Consider the following 21,522-nt stretch of genomic DNA (forward strand, 5'->3'; position numbering starts at 1 on the left):
CCTGATGCGCGCGATCCGGACTCAGTCATCATAGCCGGGCGGCGGCTGGAAACCGACGATTTCCTGCTCCACCAGCTTGGCGAATTCGATGGCGGTGTAGTCCCAATACTGGCCGGCGACGGCCTGGTAGCCGACCGGCAGGCCGCCGACCAGGCCCGCCGGGCCGACCGTGGCCGGCAGATAGACGTTGCAGGAATAGCCGGCCCAGAAAATCTGCTCCGTGCCATAGACCTGCTTGCCGTTGACCGCGATGGTGCGGTCGTGGCGCACCCCGGCCTCGTCCTTGGGGAAGGCCGGGCCGGCGGCGGCGGGACACAGCAGGATGTCCCAGTCCTTGAAGAACTCGGCGAAGGCATAGCGCATGCGGTGCCGCTCGTTGTTGTGGCCGAGCCATTCGCGGTGGGCCATCAGATTGCCGCGGGACATCCAGTAGAGATAGCTGCCGTCGTCCGGCCCCTGCACCACCCGTTCCGCCAGGTCGAGCATGGACTGCGGCACCCGGCCGGACGTGGCGGCGCGCAGCAGCAGCACATAGTTCTCGAACAGCTTGCGCGTGTCGACGTCCGGTTCGATCTCCTTCACCGTCGCGCCGGCCTTGGCGAGGCGGTCGGCCAGGTGTTGCAGCGCGTCGACATAGGCCGCGTCGGTCTCGACATTGGGGTCGGTGAATTTCAGGGCGACGCGGAAGTCCGACAGGCGCCGCCGGCGCGGCGCCGGCAGGGTCAGGCTCCAGCCGATGCCGTCGACCGCGTCGGGGCCGGCCATGACGCGCAGGCCGGTCTCCAGGTCGCGCGCGCTGCGGGCCATGGGGCCGATCACCGAAATGTCGCTGGTGGCATAGGCGTCGGGCAGGGACTGGCCCCGCGGCGTCACCACGCCATAGGTGGGCTTGTGCCCGAACACGCCGCAATAGTGGGCCGGGTTGCGGATCGAGGCGCCGATGTCGCTGCCGGCCTCCAGGCCGGTCAGGCCCGCCGCCAGCGCCGCCGCCGACCCGCCGGACGAGCCGCCGGGCGTGCGGGTCGTGTCCCACGGGTTGCTGGTGGTGCCGTAGATCTCGTTGAAGGTCTGCCAGTCGGCCAGCATCAGCGGCACGTTCGACTTGCCGAACAGGTTGACGCCGGCCTTTTTCAGCCGGTCGACGGTGATGGCGTCGGTCTCGGTCACGTTGTTGCGGAAATCCGGATGGCCCCAGGTGGTGGGCGAGCCGGCCACCTGGTAGCTCTCCTTGATGGTCATCGGCACGCCGTGCAGCGGCCCCCAGACCTGGCCGCGGTCCAGCGCCGCGTCGGCCGCGTCGGCGGTGCGGCGGGCGCCGTCCACGTCCAGCCAGATCAGGGCGTTCAGCGTCGGGTTGTAACGGTCGATGCGGGAGAGGAAATGCTCCAGCACCTCCCGCGCGCTGACCTTGCGGCGGATGATCTGGGAGGCGATGTCCGTGGCGGACTGGTAGTGCAGGGGCGTGGTCATGGGCGGCGTCCTGAGCGCATCGGTCTGGCTTGGCCGTCCAGCATGCCAGGGCCGGGCGGCCGTGCCAATCGCGAGGACCGCTATCGCCCGGCGGCGATCTTGGCCCCGATCAGGCTGTCCCAGGCCTCCAGCATACGGTCGATGCCGTAGGTGGCGCGGACATGGGCGCGGTTCGCCTCGCCGATGCGGGCGCGGGCCGCGGCATCGCCGGCGAGCCAGCGCAGGCGGGCGGCGAAACCGGCCTCGTCGTCCTTGGCCACCACGCATTCGTCGGCGATGGCGGGCGCGAGCATCTGGCGCACGTCGCCGACATCGGTGGCGACCACCGCCAGGCCGGCGGCCATGGCCTCGATGACGCTGTAGGGCATCTGTTCGGTGTCGGAGGAGAGGGCGAATAGGTCGAAGGCCGCCTGGGCGCGCTCCGGCGTGTCGGTGTGGCCGAGAAAGGCGACGCGCTCGCCGAGGCCCAGCCGCCGGCTCTCCGCCTGCAACGCCGCCAGGGTCGGGCCGCTGCCGGCGATGGCGAGGCTTACGGGCAGGTCCTCCAGCGTGGCGAAGGCGCGCAACAGGCGGCCGATATTTTTCTCCTGCCGCAGCATGCCGATGGTGCCGATGACGGTGCGGTCGGAGCCGAACGGGGTCGCCAGCGGCTCGGCGGCGGCGAACCGGTCGAGCTCGATCCCGTTCGGGATCAGGTGACAGCGCCGGGCCGGAATGTGCCAGACCCGGCGGGCGATGGTCTCCAGCGTGTGCGAGGGCACGATCAGGTCGCAACGGCCGCCGAGGCCGAGGCGGCGGGTCCAGACGCGGCGGGGAATCTGGCGGGTGCCGGATTCCTCCGGCCCGAAGCCGTCCTCGCAATGCAGTTGCGGCACCGCGCGCAGCAGCCGGTTCACCAGCGCCCACTCGATGGCGCCCCAGTTGTAGGACAGCAGCAGGTCCGGCTTTCGGTTCCGGATCACGCCGGCGATGGCGCGCAGCGTGCCGAGCGAGAGGCCGCCGCCCTTCGCCACCGGCGGGGCGACCACCTCGAACGCCACGTCGGGGCTCAGGTCGGCGAGCGATTGCGTGTTGCCGTCCATCGCGACGATGGCGTGGCGATAGCGCGGGCCGAAGGCGTTGGCGATCTGGACGAAACGCCGTTGCGGCCCCCCCATCGCCAGCGTGGAGAAGGCGTGCAGCAGCAGGGGAGCCTCAGCCGCCATGGGTCGCGAACGCCTGTTGCAGGAACCGCTCACGGTCCGCCTCCGGCTGCCAGCCGAGCAGGTCCTTTTCGGCCGAGCAGTCGAATTGCGAGACCAGGCCGCGGGATTTCAGGTCGGCGAACGAGGGCACCGGCACCTTGCGGCCGGCGACGCGCTTGATGCCCCATTTCAGTAGCTCTTCCGCCTGCATCGTCCAGGGCGCCGACGGGTGATAGACCAGCGGCCGGCCGGTGGCATAGCCGAGTTCGCGGGTGTAGTCGCGCGCGCTCAACCGCACGTCGCCCACCAGGTTGAGGGTCTGGCCGATGGCGGCGGGCGTGCGGATCGCGGCGGCGATGGCGCTGGCTACGTCCTCGCCCAGCACCAGGGGCAGCGGGTTCTGGCCGTCGTTCCAGCCGATGCAATGGGTCTGGCGGTTGTAAAGGCCGATGCCGGAATGGAAGGGCGAGGTGCCGAGGCCCAGCACCACGCCCGGCCGCAGGATCGAGACCGGCAGGCCCTGCTGCCGGTGCATGTGCAGCATGGCCAACTCCGCCAGCGCCTTGGCCCGGGCATAGTCGGCGCGGCGGTCGTGGTTCGGGTCCGGCGGCGTCGCGGCGGTGATCCGGGCGTCGCGGGCGCCGAGATACAGCGCGGCGATGGAGGAGACGAACACCAGATGCTCGCATCCGGCGGCCAGCGCGGCCTCGGCGACGAGGCGGGCGCCGCCGACCATGGCGGCCTCGACCGCCGCGGCCGAGGCGCCGCCGCCGCCATGGGCCAGGTTCACGATCACCGGCGCGCGGCGCGCCATGTCGGCCACCGCGGCCTTGTCGCCGATCGAGCCGCGGAACACGCCCACCGCCGGGTCGTGGAAGGGCGCCGGCAGGTTGTCGACGCTGCGGGCGAACACGGCGACGCGCTTGCCCTCGGCCCGCAGCGCGGCCAGCGTGTGCCGGCCGATAAAGCCGGTGCCGCCCAGCAGCACCACGTCATAGCGCGCGTCGTCGGCGGGCTGCGGCGGGCGCGGCCGGGCCTTGGGGCCGTCGACCGTGGCGGCGATATCGGCGCAGACCTGCACCAGCCGCGCGCCCATCTCGCCCCGCGGGCGGTCGCCCTTGGCAAGCTCACGATAAAACGCAGCGAGCGAGCCCTGCATGCACTGGAAAAAGGCGTCGCCGCGCGGGGCGAGGCCGCTCATGCCGGCCAGATAGCGCGTCGCGCCGGCGATGCTGCCGCCGACCAGACCGGAGGCGCGCTCGGCGCCGCTTTGCAGCGTGTCGGCGAACTCCAGCCAGCGGCTGGGCGTGGCCGCGGACACGCGGTTGTTGACGATGTCGGCCTCGATCTGGCCGTCGTCGCCGATGGCGGTGACGGACCAGACCGGATGGCTTTGGCCGAGCGCGAATTGCAGTTGCGCCGTGCCGCGCTCGCAGCGCAGCGACAGCAGCCAGCCGGTGATCAACTCCAGCCCCTCGCCGACGGCGCGCGGTGGTTGTGGTTGCGCCTGGACCGCCAGAATAGGGCCGAGCAGCGCCTCGATCTGCGAGAGCGGATGCACCGCCTGTTCCAGCAGCAGGTTGCGCGGCTCCGCGAACATCCAGTGGCCGAGCTGGCCGGCGTCGAGCTGGCGCAACGGCATGTTGTAAAGCACGGAGACATGGCGCACCGGACCGATGCGGTTGGCGCGGATGGCCTGTTGCAGCCCGACCTGGGCCGGGTGGAACACGAAATTCTGATTGACGCCGAGGGCGACGCCCGCCGTCGCGGCGGCCTGTTGCAGGGCGGCGCAGTCCTCGGGCGTTTCCGCCATCGGCTTTTCCAGCAGCACGTGCAGGCCGGCTTGCAGCAGGGGCTCGGCCACGCGGCGGTGCAGGTTCGGCGGCACCAGCACATGCACCGCATCGACCCGCCCGACCAGGTCGGCGGCGTCGGTGTGGCGGCCGGCAATACCCCACCGCTCCGCCAGCGCGGCCGCGCGGCCGGGGGCGGGGTCGGCAATCCCGGTCACGCTCACACCCGGAATCTGGCGAAGCGCTTCGGCGTGAATGTCGGCGATGAAGCCCGCGCCCACCAAGCCAACGCGAATGTGCGACATGAGAACGAATTCCGTTGGTGCTGCGTTCGGGTGGCCCTGTGGAACAGGGTGTTAGTGGTAACGCTCCCGCCTTGCCAGCCTGCACATTGTCGCCTGACGGGGGATGCCCGCTGGAGGACCGGGACGGTGTCCCTCAGCGACGTTCCGGCGGGCTGCTGGGGCTGGCCAGGCGCGGCATGCTGGTGCTGGCTTCCTTGATGGTGATGCCCAGCAGCGGATAGATGGCGTCGCGGCCCCAATCCTGGATTTGCTTCTGGAAGACGACGGCGAACAGCAGGACGATGGCCACCACCGCGCCGGTCAACAGCGCGCGAGCGATCTCCCGGCCCCAGCCCGTTTCGGCCTGGAGCGCCGCCACCTGCTGTTCGAGGCCGCCCATGCGCTGTTGCAGACCCTGCGCCTGCTGCTGGAATTCCTGGCGGATCTGACCCGGCAGCACATTGCGCAAATGCAGGAGCACGTCATCGTCGCTGCGGTCCGACAGCGTGTCCGCCGCCGCTTCCAGGCGGGCAATCAGGGTCGGATCGAGGCTGACCGGGCCGGAAGCGTTTGCGGCAACCGACTCGGCCACCGCATCGGCGACAGCGGCGCGGAGGGTGGCGGCCAGCTCCGCCGCGTCGACCGCCGGCGTGGGGGCGGGCGCCAGCCGGCCTTGTTCCGCGGCCTGACGGACCAGGGTGCGAAATTCCTCGGCGGTTCGTTCCAGTGGGCTGTCGGTCATTGGTTCTTCGCTCCAGGATGGTCTTCGTGCCCGACCGGGCGCGCGTCGCCTCGGGACAATGCTCCGGTCTTGCGGAGTTTTGTCTTAAGACGACGCGCCGCATCCTCTAACCGCAAATGCCACCGCGGTGCAAATGCGACCAGTGATTGCATCGGGATTTCGCGGTTGGACAGGCTGCGCTTATAGCGCGCCGGGCCGGCGAGGAAATCGTACAGGCGGTCGCCGCGTGCGGTGCAATAGTCGATGGCGGCACTGTGGCAGACCAGCCCCGGCTTCCAGCGGTTGTCCGGTGCGGGTGCGAGCCCGGCCTGATAGGCCATGGTCCAGCCATCGACCGAAAAGTTGTAAAGATAGCCGATTACCCGATCGCCCGCCGAAATCCGCAACAGGTCCACATAGCCGTGCGGATGGGCGGTTGCGATCAGCGTTTGATGGAAGGGGTGGAACCAGCGGTTGGTGAAGGCGTTGTGCGTGGCCCGCCCCTGCCAGGATGCCACATGCAAGGCCGCGAGGCAGTCGAACCAGGCCAGGGCCTCGGCGACGGATTCGGCGCGATGGACCCGAATCGGTCCGTCCGCTTCGTAGAGGCGGATGGAGCGCCGAATGGCAGCGCGGGTGTTCTTGCCGAGGCGCACCAGGGCATCCCGGCCGTCGGTCCGCAGCGGCTCCAGGTCGAGCACAGACGACGGCGCCCGGTTGGTGCAGCGCACCGCCCACCCCGCGTCGGCGGCCGCGCAGCGCAGGGCCGCAGCGGTGGCGGCGGTGGCATTGCGGACCACGAGTTCGTCGGCATCCGGCAGGTTGTGCAATAACCAATGCAAGGCCGCGCGCGTGCCGTCGGTGTTTTCGGCCAGTCCGGCCAGCCCGTTGTATTCCAGGGCCACCCGGTCGAAGACCGGATGGCCGGTCTCGTTGAGGAACCACTGGCGGACCGGCAAAACCCGGTGCCGGGTCGTGCGGCGGTGGCCGAGCAGGGCGCCCACCCTCCCGTCAATTTCCAGAAGGGTGAGAGACGCCTCTTCCGGCGCCGTGCGGACAGTGGTACCAAGCCAGTCGGATGACAGGAAAAAGCCGGCCGTGCCAGCGCCCGGCAGACCGCGGTCAAGAACCCGGATATCGGTGTCGGCGAGGCGCATCATCGTTCAATGCCATCGCAGGGAATCGTCGAGAAGTCAGAAAGTCTTTGCCTCCGCACCCGTATATGGCCGATGTCGGCGCGTGGCGTACTTTGGTAGGCGGTACGTCGGCCTGTCCTCAACGCAAGGGGCTTTGAAATCATGGAAGACACTGTAATGCCAACATCCTCTCGCCGCCAAGTGTTGGGTGCCGCCGCCTTGGCGGTGCTGGCGCCGTCCGTGCTTTGGCGCGTGCCGGCCCAGGCCAGGACGCCGGTGCGGTTCACCGCGGCGGAAGACCTGCCGGTGCTGGAAATGGATGTTGCCACGTCGATCGCCAAACGGCACCTGGTGACCCGTGGCCAGTCCTATCGGAGGATGCCGCGGGGCGCCGTGATCATGGTTCCGGCCGGTGTCGATATCCCGGCGGCCTGGTGGGAGTTGGGCCTGCGCCGCAATGCCCCGACCCAGGACGGCGCCCGCTTCATCATCCGCGGCGAAGGGCCGAACCGGCGTGGACGGCTGGTCGCGCCGGGCAAGCAAGGGGTGATCAGCCTGAACAACCGGATCGACCGCAAGGTCTCGTTCGAATTCGAAGATCTGGAGATCCGCGCCGGACTGAGCGGGGATGGGGTGCGCCTGGTGCGGGGCGATCACGTGCGTTTGCAGCGCGTCAAGGTCACGGGCGGCAAGAATGGGATCGCGACCACAACGAACCCGATCGACGTGGAGTTGATCGATTGCGACCTTCACCATTCCGGCCGCGGCGGCGGCAAGACGCATGCGATCTATGTCAGCTATATTCGCAATATGACGGTTCGGAACTGTCGGATCTCCGCGCCAAAGGCGTTGGGGCATGTGTTCAAATGCTATGCCCGTCATCTCGACATTCGCGATTCGCATCTGTCGCACTACGAAACCGCGGAAGACCTGGCCCAGGGCTATTATGGCGGATTGCCCTTGTTCGACCGCGGCGCCTGGGGCTCGACCATTGCGGTTGGAAACACGCTTGTGCGGCGCGGGCCGGTGCGCTCGCCGGTGATCACGCTTCGCAACCGCGCCTATCCGCCCGGTTATGCCAAATGGGTCGATGAAGGATGGGGAACCGAGGCGGTGGACTTTCACCAGGTCGACAATCGCAACCCGCAAAACCCGTACCTGTTCCGCCATCTGTTCTATCAGAACCGGATCCAGAACGGGGTTTTGCCGGATGGCGGTGTGGATCCCGATGTCCGCGCCAAACCCGGCGTGCTGTTGCGCAACAATGGCAGCGCCCCCTGGGCGGTGGTCGTCAGGGGCAAGTCCGCCCAACAGGGGATGCCGGCGGATTGGCAACCGCAGAACGAGCGCGCGGTGGCCTATCTGGTCGCAAACAGGACCGAAGGGGTTCCGTTCGACCGGATGACCGAATCCACACCCTACAAGAACCCCGAAGCCGCGCCGACGCCCATCGTGGAAGCCGATACGCTGCCGCAATGGGCGGCCGACTGGATCCGGGACTGAACATCTAGCGGCGGTGCGCAAGCCGCGCGCGGAACAGGTCCACGACGCGCTCGGCATTGTGCCGCCAGGTCAGGTTGCGCCGGTGCAACAGCGCCAGCGCGCCGCCGCCCAACCGTTGGCGCAGCGCCGGGTCGTTGGCGAGGCGGACGATGGCCTCGGCAAAGGCGTCGGTATTGCCGGCCGCAAACAACAGGCCGTCTTCGCCGTCGGTCAGGATCTCCCGGATGTTGCGGGTGTCCGGCGCGACGATGGCGCGGCCGAGCGCCAGGTATTCGATCAGCTTCAAGGGCGAGGCATAGGCGACCACGTGCGGCTGCAGCGCGATGTCGAAGGCGGCCACATAGTGGGGCACCGCATCGCGCTGGACCACGCCGGTGAAGGTGACCCGGTCGGTCACGCCCAGGCGTTGCGCCTGCGCTTCCAGGTCCGGCCGGGCCGGGCCGTCGCCGACCATCAGCAGGTGGGCTTCCGGCGGCAGACGGTCGCCGGCCAGCAGGTCGATCACCTTGTCGATGCCGTGCCAGGGGCGCACGAAACCGGTGAAGCCCAGCACCAGCCGTCCCTCCAGCCCGTGCCGGTCGCGCACCGAAGCGCCATCCGCGGAGCCGTCGAGGAAGGGGGCGCCGGCCCCGTTGGGAATGATGCGGATGCGCTCTTCGGGCACCCGGGCGGCGCGGACATAGTCCGCCAGGACATTCGTCACCGGCAGGCAGACATCGGCCGCCCGCCAGGCGGTCACCTCGGTCCAGCGCGCCAGGCCCTTCAAGGTCAGATCGCCGTGGGTGGAGCGTTCCTCAAAGAGCGGCGCGTTGACCTCCAGCGCCATGGGCAGGCCGGTCAGCCATCTCAGCCACGTGCCGGAGAGGCAATAGATGTTGTAGCGCTCGTACAGCACGTCCGGCCGGTGGCGGCGCCAGGCGCGCCAGAGCTTCCAGAACGCCACGGCGCTGTAGCCGAATTCCAGCAGTTCGTAGAGCCAGGCGGGCAGGCGCTCGCGCAGGCCCGGGCCGCTGTCCGTCCCCGCATCCATGCGGCGCTTCTCGTTGCCGCCGGGCCCGACCATGACGATCTCGTGGCCGAGCGCTTCGAGCGCTTCGGTCAGTTCGCTGATATGGACGTACTGGCCGTCGGCGGCCTGGGTGCGGTGGTGATAGAGAATCTTCATCGAATGCCGCTCGGCCGTGGGGCGGCGGGGTTGCCGGCAACGGGGCGAGACGGCAGATTGCCGGCACGGCCTGTTATTGTGGTCGCCCGCACCTTCGGCGGCGGTGGAAAGGATCGGCCAAGTCCATGGATCACGCTTCGCTGACAGTTACGGAGCACCCGCTATCCTCGCTGGCCTTGGCGTATGAAGGGGAAGGGATCGCAGAAACCGACCTCGATTACTACTCTACGGCACACTGGTTCGGGAATCTCGCGGCGAACTGTCTCCAACCGGCGGAAGCGCCGGTGGTTTTGCGCGCCGGCGGTGTGGTATTGCCGCTGCGGCCGGGGCCGGTGCGCCTCGGGCCTCTCTGCGGGCGGCAGGCGCGGGGGCTTTCCAATTTCTATAGCTGCCGGTTCGCGCCCCCCGGTCTGGAACGCGCCCGCGACCCGGTTGCGGCCATGGCGGCGCTGGCCCGCGATCTGAGGCGGCGGCGCTTCGATTCGCTCTGGTTCGATGCCCTGGACGAGGGGCCGAAGGATGTCGTGGCCGAGGGGTTGAGGCGGGCGGGCTGGATCGTGGAACCGTTTCCCCAGTTCGGGAACTGGTACCTGGCGACAGAGGGGCTCGACTTCGATGCCTACTGGCAACAACGGCCCGGTGCCCTCCGCAATACCGGTCGGCGGCGCAGTCGCGCTCTGCTGGAAAAGGGGGAGGGCCGGATTGCCCGCTTCGCCCAGCCGGAGGAGGCGGACGCGGCAATTGCCGCCTACGAGGCCGTCTATGCCACGAGCTGGCAACCGGCGGAGCCGTTTCCCGGCTATATCCCCGGATTGATTCGCCAGGGTCTGGCCGACGGGGAGGCGGCGGTGTGGTGTCTGTTCATCGGCGCGCGGCCGGTTGCGGCCCAGATCTGGGTCCGCCGGCATGGCCAGGCGACGATTTTCAAGCTGGCCTATGACCAGGATTGGAGCCGGCAATCGGTGGGCACGGTCCTGACCATGGCGGCGATGCGCGCCGCTTTGGCCGACCCGACCATCCGCGAAATCGATTTCGGTTGGGGCGATGACCCGTACAAGCAGGAATGGCTGCCGGAGCGGCGCCAGCGATATGGCATTGCGGCCTACAACCCAAGGCGATGGGTGGGCGTGGCATTGGCGATTCGCAACCTTGCGCGGCAGAAGATCCGCAATGCGATGGGTTAACGGTACGTCATTATTATAATTCTTCATTTTATATTTATGTTGTTGCGGTGATTTCGATGACAATTATGATTTGAGGTAAAGGAAGGGTATATGAATGAACAGTTCTCAAGAAAATTCCATGGCGTCGGGATGTGGGTTCGGAGAAGGTGAGCCGTTCGCCGGTTGGATCTGGGCGGCCTCGCCCGGACGCTGGTCCGTGGGTATGGCCATGGCCGGGGTGGCGACCGTCTCGCTGGCCGTCTGGACCGCGATCCTGTTTGCGGTCCTGCCCTGACGGTCCGCACACGATCGTGCCGCGCGGTTTTGGGTCGCGACAGGCTGCCGAGCCTGTGATAAAGCCGGTCCCAGGTCGGATTCTGGAATGAGGTCGGGATGATTCGCTGGGTCATCGCCCTGGTGTTTTTGGGATTGGTCGGTTGCGCGCCGCAGCAGCACTCCCTGCCAAAGACGTCGGTGGCAACCACGGTGGCGAAGCCGGAGGCGTCACGGGCGCCGGCGGCGGTTGCACATGCCCGCTTCGATTGGAATATGGTGGTGGATGGCCGGCGCGTTCGCGTCCATGTGGTCGCCCCGAACACCCCACCGCCCTGGCCGACGGTCATGCTGCTGCACGGTGCCAGCGGCTTGGGGCGGGGTTTCATGGTATGGCCGGTCGCCAATGCGCTGGCGGAGCGGGGCGTGGCCGCCGCGGTGGTCCGCTATTTCGATGCCATGCCCGCCTCGGTGAAGCGCAAGGGGGCCATCCCGTATTTCCAACTGCGCGAACGCCAGCTTTCGAACATGGTCGACCAATTGTTGGTCCGCCCGGAGGTGATGGGGCCGGAACTGGCGGTTTACGGCTATTCGCTGGGCGCGTTTCACGGGTTGGGCATGGCTGCGACCGACCCGCGCATCGCCGCGGTGGTGGCTCTGGCCGGCGGCCTGCCGCGGAACGTGCCTGCGTCCGCGGTCGAACGGGCCGCGCCGGTGATGCTGGTGCACGGCACCCGCGACCGGATCGTGCCCTATGCCCGCACCCGCGAGGCCGAGGCGGTGTGGCGGCACTATGGCCGGCCGGTGAGCGTCATGAAGCTCAAAAACACCGGTCATGTGCCGCGGCCGGCGGATCGCAAGAAAATGGCCAATCTGGCCGCCGACTTCCTGGCCAAGGAATTGCAGCTCCAGGTGGCGGAACTGCCGTGACGGGCGGGCTCCGGCCCGGCCAACCGGGTATCCGTCAGCTGGGCATCCGTCAGCTGGGCACGAGCCCGCCGTCGACATTGTAGCACTGGCCGGTGATGTTGCGCGCGCCGGGGCCGGCCAGGAACACCGCCATGGCGCCGATGTCCGCCGGGGTGTTGCCGCGGCCGATCGGGATCGGCTTTTCGATGCGGGTGCGCATGTCCTCGACCGTGATGCCCTGCTCCTTCGAGCGCGTCTCCAGCAGGTCTTCCAGGATGGCGGTGAAGGTGACGCCGGGGCAGATCGCGTTCACGTTGATGTCGTGGCGACCCAGTTGCTGCGCCGCGGTCTTGGTGAGCGAGATCACCGCGCCCTTGCTGGCGGCATAGACGGCGTTCGACGTGTCCTTGAAGCCGCGGCCGGCAATGCTGGCAATGTTGATGATGCGCCCGCCATGGCCCTGGGCGATCATCTGGCGCGCGGCGGCTTGCAGGCAGAAAAACACGCCCTTGGCGTTGACCCGGTGGATGCGGTCCCAATCCTCTTCGGTCAGGTCCATGATATAGGCGGATCGGGTGACGCCCGCATTGTTGACGATGATGTCCAGCCGGCCGTAGCGGGCGACGCATTGGTCGACCATGGCGTCGATCGAGGCGACGTCGCCGCAATCGGCCTCGATGGCCATGCTGGGCACCTGGAAGTCCGAGGCTTTGGCCGCGGTGGCGACCGCGGCGGCGCGGTTGATGTCGGCGCAGGCGATGCTGGCGCCGGCCTCGGCCAGGCCCAGGGCGATGCCTTCGCCGATGCCGCTGCCGGCACCGGTCACCAGGGCGACTTTTCCGTCAAGGCGCATGGGATTTCCTCATTGTTCTGGCATTGGCGCGGGGTTCTGGCATTGGCGCGGGGTTCTGGCGCTAGCGCGGGGCGCAGGCGCGGATGGCGTCTTCGAAAATGGTGGCGGACTCCGGCCCGCGGGCGAACGGGCTGATAATCGGCTCGTCCAGGCCGGACTCGCGATAGGCCTGGATCTTGTCGCGGCATTCCTCCGGCGTGCCGGCGACGCTGGTGGCATCGACCATGGCATCGGAGACGGCGGCACTGGCGGCCTTCTGGTCGCCGCGGCCCCAGGCCTCGGCGATCCGGGCGGCTTCGTCTTCGAAGCCGTGCGAGGCGATCAGCTTGTTGTAGCGCGGGAAGAAGCCGGCATAGAGCGCCAGGCCCGGCCGGCAGCGGTCCAGCGCCTCGGCCCGGGTCTTGGCGACGGCGGTTGGCAGCAGCGAGGTGACCTTGATGGCGGCCGGGTCACGACCCGCGGCCCTGGCCCCGTCGGCCAGTCCGGCGCGGATGCTGGCCGCGGTTTGCAGGGTCGAGCGGGTCAGGATGATGCCGTCGGCGATCTCGCCGGTGGCGTGCACCATTTTCGGGAACAGGCCGGCGGCATAGATCGGAATGTCGGGCCGCAGCGGCTGGAACCAGAGATCGAAATTCTCGATCTGCACGGTCTCGCCCCGGTAGGAGACGCGGCCGTCGCGCAGCAGCGCCCGGCAGACGGCCACCGTGTCGCGCACGCGGGTGATGGGCTTGGCATAGGCGACGCCGTGCTCCGGCTCCACCTGCACCCGGTGGCTGGAGCCGACCCCCAGGATGAAGCGGCCGCCCGAAAGCTGGTCCACGGTGGCGGCTGCCATGGCGATGGTGGGGGCGGTGCGCACGAACACGCTGGTGATGGCGGTGCCGAGTTGCAGGCGTTCCGTTGCGGTGGCCACCGCCCCCAGCACGGCGAACTGGTCGCCACCATGCCCCTCCGCCACCCAGGCCGAAGTGTAGCCGAGGTCTTCGGCGAGGCGGGACAGGCGGACGATCTCGCTGGCATTCGGGCCGCCGGAGACGGCAATACCGAGGGGTGGGGACATGGAAGGCTCCCGCGAGGCTGGGCTGCGACGCCGCCCATGCTGGGCGAAAGCGCGGGGAGGGGCAAGGGGGCGAAGAGGGTGCGGACGGTGTTCGCGAGATATAGCGGCCCCGGCCCGCCGCTCTGCGGGCGGCCGGGGAACAGGGGCGAATGTTCCCCGGAGGGGGCGGAGCCGCCATCCGGGGCCGGTGTCTTCGTGCGAACACCGCTGCTGCCCGTGCTCACGAGGGCGGGCGGCCCCGGATCGGCGCTCCGCACCGTCCGGGGAACAGGGGCTTACGGGGTTTCGCGCTGGAACAGGGCGACCAGTTCCAGGTGCGGCGTCCAGACGAACTGGTCGACCGGGATCACCTGGCGCAGTTCGTAGCCCCCGCCCGCCAGCACGCCGGCGTCGCGGGCGAAGCTGGCCGGGTTGCACGAGACGTAAACCACCGAAGGCACGCCGCTTTCGGCAGTCTGCGCGGCCTGGGCAGAGGCGCCGGAGCGCGGCGGGTCGAGCAGGACGAGGTCGGCGCCGCGCATCTCGTCGGCGCGCAGCGGCTGGCGGGCGAGGTCGCGGACATGGCCGGTGATGCGGCCGCCGAGGCTGGCGCGGCCCGCTGCCTGGTTCAGCGCCTGGATCGCCGCCGCCTCGCCCTCATAGGCCGTGACGCGGAAGCCGGCGGCGGCAAGCGGCAGGCCGAAGGCACCGCAGCCGGCGTACAATTCGATCACCCTGAGCGTGCCGGGCGGGACCAGCACCTGCACCGCCTCGCGCAGGGCCTGTTCGCCGGCCGCACTCGGTTGCAGGAAGGCGCCGGGCGGGAAGGCCACCGCCGTCTCGCCGAAGCGTGCCAGCGGCGGCGTGAACTGCACCACCACTTCCGGCGGAAAGCGCTCGTCCTGCTGGAAGCTGACGCGGCCGATGCCGTGCTCGCCCGCGAACGCGATCAGCCGCTCGCGCCGCTTGCCGTTCAGGGAGACGCGGGAGAGCAGCAGCAGGTCGAGGCAGTCGTCGGTCGCCACCACCTCCGCGTCGCAGGCCATTTTCGGCGGCAGGATGTCGCCCAGCGCCTCGCGCAGGGGCGCCAGCAGGGCGGCGATGCGCGGGTCGGCGACCGGGCATTCGGCCAGGTCGATCACCTGGTTGGAGTTGCGGGCGTTGAAGCCCAGCACCGCGCCCTCGCGCCGGCCGATGGCGGCGAAGCGCAGGCGGCGGCGTTCCGGCGGGCAGAGCACGAGGTCGGCCACCAGCCCCGCGTCGTCGAAGCCGCGGCGGGCGAGGACGTCCAGCAGCAGGTCGCGCTTCCAGGCGGCATAGGCGGGCGAGGCCAGGTGCTGGGCCTGGCAGCCGCCGCAGCGGCCGAAATGGCGGCAGGCCGGGGCCACGCGGTCGGCCGACTCGCTGCGGCGCTCGACGACGCTGGCCGCCATGCCCTCGGCCCGCGGCTTGCCCAGGCGCACGAGCACCTGTTCGCCGGGCAGGGCGTTGGGCACGAAGACGGGGCCTTCCGGCGTCTCGGCAATGCCGTCGCCACGGCCGCCGAGCCGTTCGATGGTGACTTCCAGGGCCCGGTCAGGGCGAGCGGTGCGCGACAAGCAAGAACTCCACATTTCCTTCGGGGCCCGTGATCGGGCTTTCGACAATGCCTTGAACGGTCCAGCCCGCACCCTCGGCCCAGGCGCGGACCCGCTCGCAGACGGCGCGGTGCACGTCGGGGTCGCGGACGACGCCGCCCTTGCCCACATGCTCGCGCCCGGCCTCGAACTGCGGCTTGATCAGGGCGACGAGCCGGGCGTTCGGCCGGGTGAGCGCCAGCGCGGCCGGCAGCACGGTGGCGAGGCCGATAAAGCTGGCATCGCACACCACCCAATCCACCGGCTCCGGGATGTGCTCGGCGGTCAGATGGCGGGCGTTGGTCTTTTCCAGCACCACCACGCGCTCGTCCTGGCGCAGGCGCCAGGCCAGCTGGCCGTGGCCGACGTCTACGGCGTAAACCCGGACAGCGCCATGAGCCAAAAGCACATCGGTAAAGCCGCCGGTGGAGGCGCCCACGTCGATGCAGACGGCACCTTCGGGCGAGAGGCCGAAGGCATCCAGCGCGTGCGCCAGCTTCAGGCCGCCGCGGCTGACCCAGGGATGGTCGCGGCCACGCACCTCCAGCGGCACGTCGTCCTTCAATTGCGTGCCGGGCTTGTCCAGCTTGCGCTCGCCGCTGAACACCTTGCCGGCCAGCACCAGCGCCTGGGCTTTCGAGCGGCTCTCGACCAGGCCGCGGTCGACGAGCATTTGGTCCAGGCGGTGTTTGGGGGGCATGGCTCGGCTGCAAGTGGGTGGGAGAGCGGGGCGATTTTGCGTATAAAGGCCCGAACTTTCTTCCCCCATGCAAGAGGAACCTTGGCCCATGAGCATCGCCGCCCGCCTGAAAGAGCTTGGCATCACCCTGCCCGACGCGCCGAAGCCGGTGGCGAACTATGTGCCGGCGGTGCAGGCCGGCAATCTGGTGTTCGTGTCCGGCCAGGTTTCGGCCGCCGGCGGCGCGGCGGTGAAGGGCAAGCTGGGCGCCGACGTGTCGCTGGAGGACGGGCAGAAGGCGGCCCGGCTCTGTGCGCTGGCGATCCTGGCGCAGGTGAACGCGGCCGTGGGCTCGCTCGACAAGGTGAAGCGCGTGGTGAAGCTCGGCGGCTTCGTCGCCTGCACGCCGGAGTTCGACCAGCATCCGGCGGTGGTCAACGGCGCCAGCGACCTGATGGTCGAGGTGTTTGGCGACAAGGGCAAACACGCCCGCTTCGCCGTCGGCGTGCCCTCGCTGCCGCTGGGCTTCGCCGTCGAGGTGGACGCGGTGGTCGAGGTCGAAGGCTGAGCCTGCGGGCGGGTGCCGGCCGCGCGGCGGGCATCCGTCACTTTGCCTGTTCGCTCCGCGCCTCGACATAGGTGGCGAGCGCGCCCAGCATCAGGATGGCGCTGGCATAGAAAATCCAACGCGGGTGGCCGTGGTCCATCAGCCAGCCATAGATCAGCGGCGTGATCGCATTGCCGAGGCTGAGGCCGGATGAGGTGAAGCCGTAGAGCGTGCCCATCTGGCCTTTCGGCGCCAGCGCCCGCACCAGCAGGTCGCGCACCGGCAACAGCGTGCCGTTCAGGGCGCCGGCGACGATGAACACCACCATCAGCACGATGGCCGGCATGGCGACCGAGCCGATCAGGGCGGTCAGGGCGGCGATGCTCAGAATGCTGAAATAGAAGATCAACTGCGGTCGGCCGGTGGTGTCCGCCGCCCATCCGCCCAGCAGGTTGCCGAACGAGGCGCCGACCAGATAGCCGGTCAGCGCGCTGGCGATCAGTTCCGGGGCGATGTCGGTCAGGGCGGTCAGCGCCGGCAGCGAGAAATTGCGGATGCCGCCGAACGCCATCGCGTGCACGATCTGGAAGGCCAGCAGCAGCAGCGCCGCGCGGGACAGCAGGAACCGCCAGCCGGGGCCGTCGGCGGCCTTCGCCTTGGTCTCGGTCTTGCGTTTTTTGGGTTGGTGGTCGGCGTCGGTTTCCAGATGGCCCGCCTGCAACAACAGGACCGCCGCCGTGGCGAGGCCGCAGCAGCCAGCGACGATGAATGCCGTTTGCAGACCATAGAGCGAGGCCAGCGGCACCATGACGATCGGTGCCAGCGCCCAGCCCATATTGCCGCTGACCGAATGCAGCGAGAACGCGCGCCCCAGCCGCCGCTCGTGCACCTTGGCCGCCAGGATCGAGAAATCCGCGGGGTGGTAGATGGCATTGGCGATGCCGCCGAACACCGCCAGCACCATCATCGCGCTGTAGGATGCGACCAGGCCATAGCCCAGCACGCTGGCCGACAGCACGGCGGTGCCGAGGATCAGCGGCCAGCGGGCGCCGATCTTGTCCACGATGATGCCGAGCGGCGTTTGGGCCACGGCGCTCATGGTGCTGAACACGGTCACCAGCAGGCCCAGCTCCACATAGGTCCAGCCGAAATGATCGGCCATGAACACGAACAGTGCGGGCAGGACCAACTGGTAGAAATGGCTGAAGAAATGCGCCGCACCCACAAGCCCGATCACACGGGCATCGCGGGAAAGCGGCGGGATGGGGGTGGCGGGTGCGGTCATGGGCGTCGCGTGGTAGCTGCGGGAGCGGTCGCCTATCTAAGCCGGTTCCGCGCGGTCTCGCTAGATGGTTGCCGCGGACCGGGAGCGGTGTCGGGACGGTTCCGGTCGCGCCCGCCGACTCCCGGCCCGAAGCGCTGGCGCGTCGGGGCTCCATCGGCTAAACAGCCGAACGCGGTTGGCCGGAATGGAGTTCGGGAGACTATGGGCGATCTGAGTTCATCCGAAACCGCACGCCTGTTCTATCTGAGCGTGCTGGGGATCGTGCTTCTGGTCTCGGTTTTCTCGCTCTATCGCCACCGGCTCGGCCAATCGTTGCAGCATGTCGCGATCTGGGGATTGATCTTCGTCGCTGTCGTGCTGGCTTTCGGCTTCAAGGACGAGTTGCTGGCCATTATCCAGGCCGACAAGGGCCGGGTGGTCGACGCGCGCACGATGTCCTTCACCCGGGACCGCGACGGCCATTTCTACGCCCGGCTGGCCGTCGACGGCCAGGACGTGTCCTTCCTCATCGATACCGGGGCCAGCGATCTGGTCCTGACCCGCGAGGCGGCCGCCAGGGTTGGCCTGGACGTCGACCGGCTGGATTTCAGCCGGCCGGCCCAGACCGCGAACGGCACCGTGCTGGGGGCGCCGGTCGTGCTCCGCACCGTGACGCTGGGGCCGTTCGAGGATCGCGACGTCCCGGCGGTCGTCAACGGCGGCGACCTCGATACGTCCTTGCTGGGGATGAGCTATCTCAAGCGGTTTCGGTCGTTCCAGATACAGGGCGATCGCATGACCCTGGTGCGCTGAGCGCCGCGGGCCGGTGGGGCGGCGGAGCGAACCGCCGTCAATAGCCCAGCGCGCAGCCGTCCTTCCGCGTCTCGCTGCCGGCGGTGAGCACGCCTTCCTTGCGGTCGATCCAGATCGCTTGGCCGCCGCCGTGCGGGCGCACCAAATATTCGCAATCGTGGCCGAGCGCGCGCAGTTCGCTCGCCATTTTCGGGCCGATCGTGGTTTCCAACTCCAGCTTGCCGCCATAGCTCATGACGCGGGGCAGCGCGATGGCCGCCTGCGGGTCCATGCCGTAGTCGAGCATGTTGGACAGCACCCAGGTGTGGCCGATCGGCTGGAAATTGCCGCCCATGACGCCGAACGGCATCACCGCCTCGCCATCCTGCATCAGCATGCCGGGGATGATGGTGTGCATTGGCCGCTTGCCGCCGGCGATGGCATTGGGATGGCCCTGTTCCAGCGTGAAGCCCCAGCCGCGGTTTTGCAGCACCACGCCCGATTTCGGCCCGACAATGCCGCTGCCGAAGCTGTGGAAGGTGGAGTTGATGAAGGAGCAGGCATTGCCGTCCCGGTCGACGACGCAGAGATAGACCGTGTCGCCGTTCTTATCGAGCCCCGGCGGCGGCAGTTCCGGCATGGCCTTGTTGTCGTCGATCAGGGCGCGCAGGCGCTCGGCATAGCCCTTGGAGAGCAGCAGGTCCTGGGGCACGTCCGCCATGCGTGGGTCGGCGACGAAGGCGTTGCGGTCGCGGATGGCGAGGCGGCTGACCTCCGCCATGCGGTGCAGGCGGGTGACGGCCAGCGGGTCGTCCGGCTGCTGGAAGCCCTCCCACATGTTCAGCATCAGCAGCGCGATGATGCCGACGCCATTGGGCGGGCATTCGTAGACCTGATAGCCCTTGTAGTCGGTGACGATGGGGGTGACGTATTCCGGCTGGCTGGCGGCGAAGTCGTCGAGCGTGTGCAGGCCGCCCATGGCGCGCAGATGGCCGACCAGGTCCTCCGCGACCTCGCCGGTGTAGAAGGCGTCGCGGCCACCCTTGGCGATCTTTTTCAGGGTTTCGGCCAGTTCCGGCTGGCGGTAGACCGTGCCCTCTTTCGGCGCCTTGCCGCCATTGCGCAGCAGGATCGCCTTGGCGGCCGGGTCGATGGAGAGCTTGTCCTCGGCCAACCGCCAGTCGAGCGCGGCGCGGTCGTGCACGGCGAAGCCGTTCTCCGCATAGCCGATGGCCCATTGCAGGCATTCGCCCAGCGACTTGGTGCCGTGCTCGCGCAACAGCGCGTCCCAGGCGCCGACCGCACCCGGCACGGTGACGGCGTGGGGCGAGGTGGTGTCCAGCTGGGTGATGCCCCGGTCGGCATACCATTCGGCCGACGCGGCGGCCGGCGCGCGGCCGGAGCCGTTCAGCGCCACCAGCGGCCCGTTCGCCGGCTTGTAGAGGCAGAAACAGTCTCCGCCGATGCCGGTCGAACCGGGCTCGGTCACGCATTGCACCGCGCAGGCGGCCACCGCGGCATCCAGCGCATTGCCACCGGCCCGCAACATCTCGATCCCCGCCAGCGTCGAACTGGGCTGCGAGGTGGCGACCATGCCATTCGTGGCGCGGACGGCGGAGCGGGTCGGCTGGTGGAAATCGCGCATCGGGCGAGGCTCTCCGGGACGGTGGCAATCGGAATCGGCGGAGCCTACGCCGGTTGGTCCGTATTGGCTAGATGCCCTACCCGACTGATCAGATGATGGCGCGTTCCCGGAACGGCTCGCCGCGGGCGATCCGCTCATAGCCGAGCGGCGACAGGTCGAGCGAGCGGAATTCGCCATGGGCGATCCATTCGGCCGTGCCGCGGCCCATGGCCGGCGACTGCTGCAAGCCGTGGCCGGAAAAGCCGTTCAGGAACAGGAAGTTCCGAACCTCGTCGTGCGGACCGACAATGGCGTTCTGGTCCAGCGTGTTATAGTCGTAATGGCCCATCCAGGCGTTCAGCAGCTTCACGCGCTCGAATGCGGGCACGCGGTGGGCCAGCGCCGGCCAGACCTTGTCCTCCCAGACGCCGGAATCGACGGCGAAATCGTCGAAATCGACCGCCCGGTCGTCGTCCGGCGGGCAGCCGCAGAGATAGTTCGCACCGTCGGAACGCATGTGCACGCCGGAGGGGTCGATGGTCAGCGGCAGGGCGCGGGGCAGCCGGTCCTCGGCGGCGAAGACGAAGGAAAAGCGTTTGCGCGGCTCGATGGGGATGTGAATGCCGGCCATGGCCGCGGTCCGGGCGCCGCGCGTGCCGGCGGCGTTGACCAGCCAGCCGCAGGCCACCCGCTCGCCGGAGGCCAGGGTCACGCCGGCAATGCGGTCGCCGGTGCGTTCGATGGCCACCACTTCGTTGGTGACGTATTCGACGCCGCGTCGCCGCGCCACGCGCCGCCACCAGTCGAACAGGGTGGAGCCTTCGAAATAGCCCTCGTCCCGGGTGTTGTGGCTGCCGAGGACGATGTCGGCGAGGTTGTAGAACGGATAGTCCGCCAGGATACGGTCCGGCGTCATCAGCCTTGTGCCGGCACCGCAGGCGGCCTGGGTTGTCTGGTTGGCGCGCAGCACGGCGGCGAAACGCTCGTCGGCGGCCAGGTAGAGATAGCCGAAGCTTTGCAACGGCACCGGCGGCACGTCCGGGTCGCCGCCCATATAGGCGCGGAAATTCTTCACATAGTCGGCGCCGAACTGCGAGATGCGGATGTTGATCTCGGCCGAATATTGCTGGCGGATGCAGGAATTGGTGCGCGCGGTCGCGGAATTCTCATACGAGGGGTCGCGCTCCACCACCAGCACCCGCCCGTCGAAATCCGGATTGTCGGCCAGGAACCACGCCGTCGCCGAACCCATCATGGCGCCGCCGACGATCACCACGTCATAGCGGGCGTGGCGCGGTGTCGGACCGATGGGGGGAGGGGCCATGGGAGCCGGATTTCGTCAGGTCAGGACCATCGCCAGGATAATGGCGGACAGAATGCCCCAGATCAGCACGTTGGCGTACATGCGCAACACCAGCCGGTTGTCGGAATCCTTGGGCAGGCCGGTCAGGCTGGCGACGAAGTCGCCGGGCCAGAGGAACAGTTTCATGCGGTTCTCCTTTTACAT

Annotated in this window: 20 protein-coding genes; 6 read left to right on the plus strand and 14 right to left on the minus strand. The window is 68.8% G+C overall.

Going from position 1 to position 21,522, the window contains the following annotated elements:
• Positions 1–21: 21 nt before the first annotated feature.
• The 5 genes from H6844_07050 to H6844_07070 all read right to left on the minus strand — a co-directional run bounded on the left by H6844_07050 (position 22) and on the right by H6844_07070 (position 6,612).
• Positions 22–1,470 (minus strand): amidase, encoded by a 1,449-nt coding sequence (locus H6844_07050; GenBank protein MCB9929152.1) that lies wholly within the window; start codon positions 1,468–1,470, stop codon positions 22–24.
• Between the two features lie 80 nt (positions 1,471–1,550).
• Positions 1,551–2,675, minus strand: coding sequence for a glycosyltransferase family 4 protein (locus H6844_07055; GenBank protein ID MCB9929153.1), 1,125 nt, complete (start codon positions 2,673–2,675; stop codon positions 1,551–1,553).
• On the minus strand, positions 2,665–4,752 hold the full coding sequence (locus H6844_07060) for a Gfo/Idh/MocA family oxidoreductase (protein ID MCB9929154.1): 2,088 nt from the start codon (positions 4,750–4,752) through the stop codon (positions 2,665–2,667). Before H6844_07060 ends, H6844_07055 begins: the two co-directional genes overlap by 11 nt.
• 133 nt (positions 4,753–4,885) lie before the next feature.
• Positions 4,886–5,473: a hypothetical protein gene (locus tag H6844_07065; GenBank protein MCB9929155.1), complete on the minus strand. Its 588-nt coding sequence runs from the start codon at positions 5,471–5,473 to the stop codon at positions 4,886–4,888.
• Complete coding sequence (locus H6844_07070; protein MCB9929156.1) at positions 5,470–6,612, minus strand: GNAT family N-acetyltransferase; 1,143 nt, start codon at positions 6,610–6,612, stop codon at positions 5,470–5,472. Before H6844_07070 ends, H6844_07065 begins: the two co-directional genes overlap by 4 nt.
• A 153-nt stretch (positions 6,613–6,765) precedes the next feature.
• Between H6844_07070 and H6844_07075 the strand changes: the two genes are divergently transcribed.
• A complete protein-coding gene (locus tag H6844_07075) occupies positions 6,766–8,091 on the plus strand; it encodes a hypothetical protein (GenBank protein ID MCB9929157.1) in 1,326 nt (441 codons plus the stop codon).
• A 4-nt stretch (positions 8,092–8,095) separates the two neighbouring features.
• Here the strand turns inward: H6844_07075 and H6844_07080 are convergent, their stop codons facing one another.
• Positions 8,096–9,256, minus strand: a complete 1,161-nt coding sequence (locus tag H6844_07080) for a glycosyltransferase family 4 protein (GenBank protein ID MCB9929158.1) — start codon at positions 9,254–9,256, stop codon at positions 8,096–8,098.
• A 440-nt stretch (positions 9,257–9,696) separates the two neighbouring features.
• Between H6844_07080 and H6844_07085 the strand changes: the two genes are divergently transcribed.
• The 3 genes from H6844_07085 (at position 9,697) to H6844_07095 (ending at position 11,622) form a co-directional block, all read left to right on the plus strand.
• On the plus strand, positions 9,697–10,440 hold the full coding sequence (locus tag H6844_07085; protein ID MCB9929159.1) for a GNAT family N-acetyltransferase: 744 nt from the start codon (positions 9,697–9,699) through the stop codon (positions 10,438–10,440).
• 94 nt (positions 10,441–10,534) lie between these two features.
• Positions 10,535–10,714 (plus strand): hypothetical protein, encoded by a 180-nt coding sequence (locus tag H6844_07090; GenBank protein ID MCB9929160.1) that lies wholly within the window; start codon positions 10,535–10,537, stop codon positions 10,712–10,714.
• Between the two features lie 98 nt (positions 10,715–10,812).
• On the plus strand, positions 10,813–11,622 hold the full coding sequence (locus tag H6844_07095; protein MCB9929161.1) for a dienelactone hydrolase family protein: 810 nt from the start codon (positions 10,813–10,815) through the stop codon (positions 11,620–11,622).
• A gap of 49 nt (positions 11,623–11,671) precedes the next feature.
• On the opposite strand, the gene H6844_07100 is transcribed toward H6844_07095, so the two are convergent.
• The 4 genes from H6844_07100 to H6844_07115 all read right to left on the minus strand — a co-directional run bounded on the left by H6844_07100 (position 11,672) and on the right by H6844_07115 (position 15,782).
• Positions 11,672–12,454: a glucose 1-dehydrogenase gene (locus H6844_07100; GenBank protein MCB9929162.1), complete on the minus strand. Its 783-nt coding sequence runs from the start codon at positions 12,452–12,454 to the stop codon at positions 11,672–11,674.
• Positions 12,455–12,515: 61 nt separating this feature from the next.
• Positions 12,516–13,514: an LLM class flavin-dependent oxidoreductase gene (locus H6844_07105; protein ID MCB9929163.1), complete on the minus strand. Its 999-nt coding sequence runs from the start codon at positions 13,512–13,514 to the stop codon at positions 12,516–12,518.
• A 275-nt stretch (positions 13,515–13,789) separates the two neighbouring features.
• Positions 13,790–15,091 (minus strand): class I SAM-dependent RNA methyltransferase, encoded by a 1,302-nt coding sequence (locus H6844_07110; protein MCB9929164.1) that lies wholly within the window; start codon positions 15,089–15,091, stop codon positions 13,790–13,792.
• Complete coding sequence (locus tag H6844_07115) at positions 15,069–15,782, minus strand: TlyA family RNA methyltransferase (GenBank protein ID MCB9929165.1); 714 nt, start codon at positions 15,780–15,782, stop codon at positions 15,069–15,071. The genes H6844_07110 and H6844_07115 overlap by 23 nt, the downstream gene beginning before the upstream one ends.
• 115 nt (positions 15,783–15,897) lie before the next feature.
• Between H6844_07115 and H6844_07120 the strand changes: the two genes are divergently transcribed.
• Positions 15,898–16,356, plus strand: a complete 459-nt coding sequence (locus tag H6844_07120) for a RidA family protein (GenBank protein MCB9929166.1) — start codon at positions 15,898–15,900, stop codon at positions 16,354–16,356.
• Positions 16,357–16,393: 37 nt separating this feature from the next.
• Here the strand turns inward: H6844_07120 and H6844_07125 are convergent, their stop codons facing one another.
• Positions 16,394–17,620, minus strand: a complete 1,227-nt coding sequence (locus H6844_07125) for an MFS transporter (GenBank protein ID MCB9929167.1) — start codon at positions 17,618–17,620, stop codon at positions 16,394–16,396.
• A gap of 201 nt (positions 17,621–17,821) precedes the next feature.
• Here H6844_07125 and H6844_07130 point away from each other — a divergent pair, with 201 nt between their 5' ends.
• On the plus strand, positions 17,822–18,412 hold the full coding sequence (locus H6844_07130; protein MCB9929168.1) for a TIGR02281 family clan AA aspartic protease: 591 nt from the start codon (positions 17,822–17,824) through the stop codon (positions 18,410–18,412).
• Positions 18,413–18,449: 37 nt separating this feature from the next.
• On the opposite strand, the gene ggt is transcribed toward H6844_07130, so the two are convergent.
• From ggt to H6844_07145, 3 genes are all read right to left on the minus strand, one after another.
• Entirely contained in the window at positions 18,450–20,036 is a 1,587-nt protein-coding gene (gene ggt / locus H6844_07135) for a gamma-glutamyltransferase (protein MCB9929169.1), read from the minus strand.
• An 88-nt stretch (positions 20,037–20,124) separates the two neighbouring features.
• Entirely contained in the window at positions 20,125–21,339 is a 1,215-nt protein-coding gene (locus tag H6844_07140; GenBank protein MCB9929170.1) for an FAD-binding oxidoreductase, read from the minus strand.
• Positions 21,340–21,354: 15 nt separating this feature from the next.
• A complete protein-coding gene (locus H6844_07145) occupies positions 21,355–21,504 on the minus strand; it encodes a hypothetical protein (GenBank protein MCB9929171.1) in 150 nt (49 codons plus the stop codon).
• Between the last annotated feature and the right edge of the window lie 18 nt (positions 21,505–21,522).

The sequence above is a fragment of the Alphaproteobacteria bacterium genome (assembly GCA_020638555.1).
Classification (GTDB): domain Bacteria; phylum Pseudomonadota; class Alphaproteobacteria; order Bin95; family Bin95; genus JACKII01.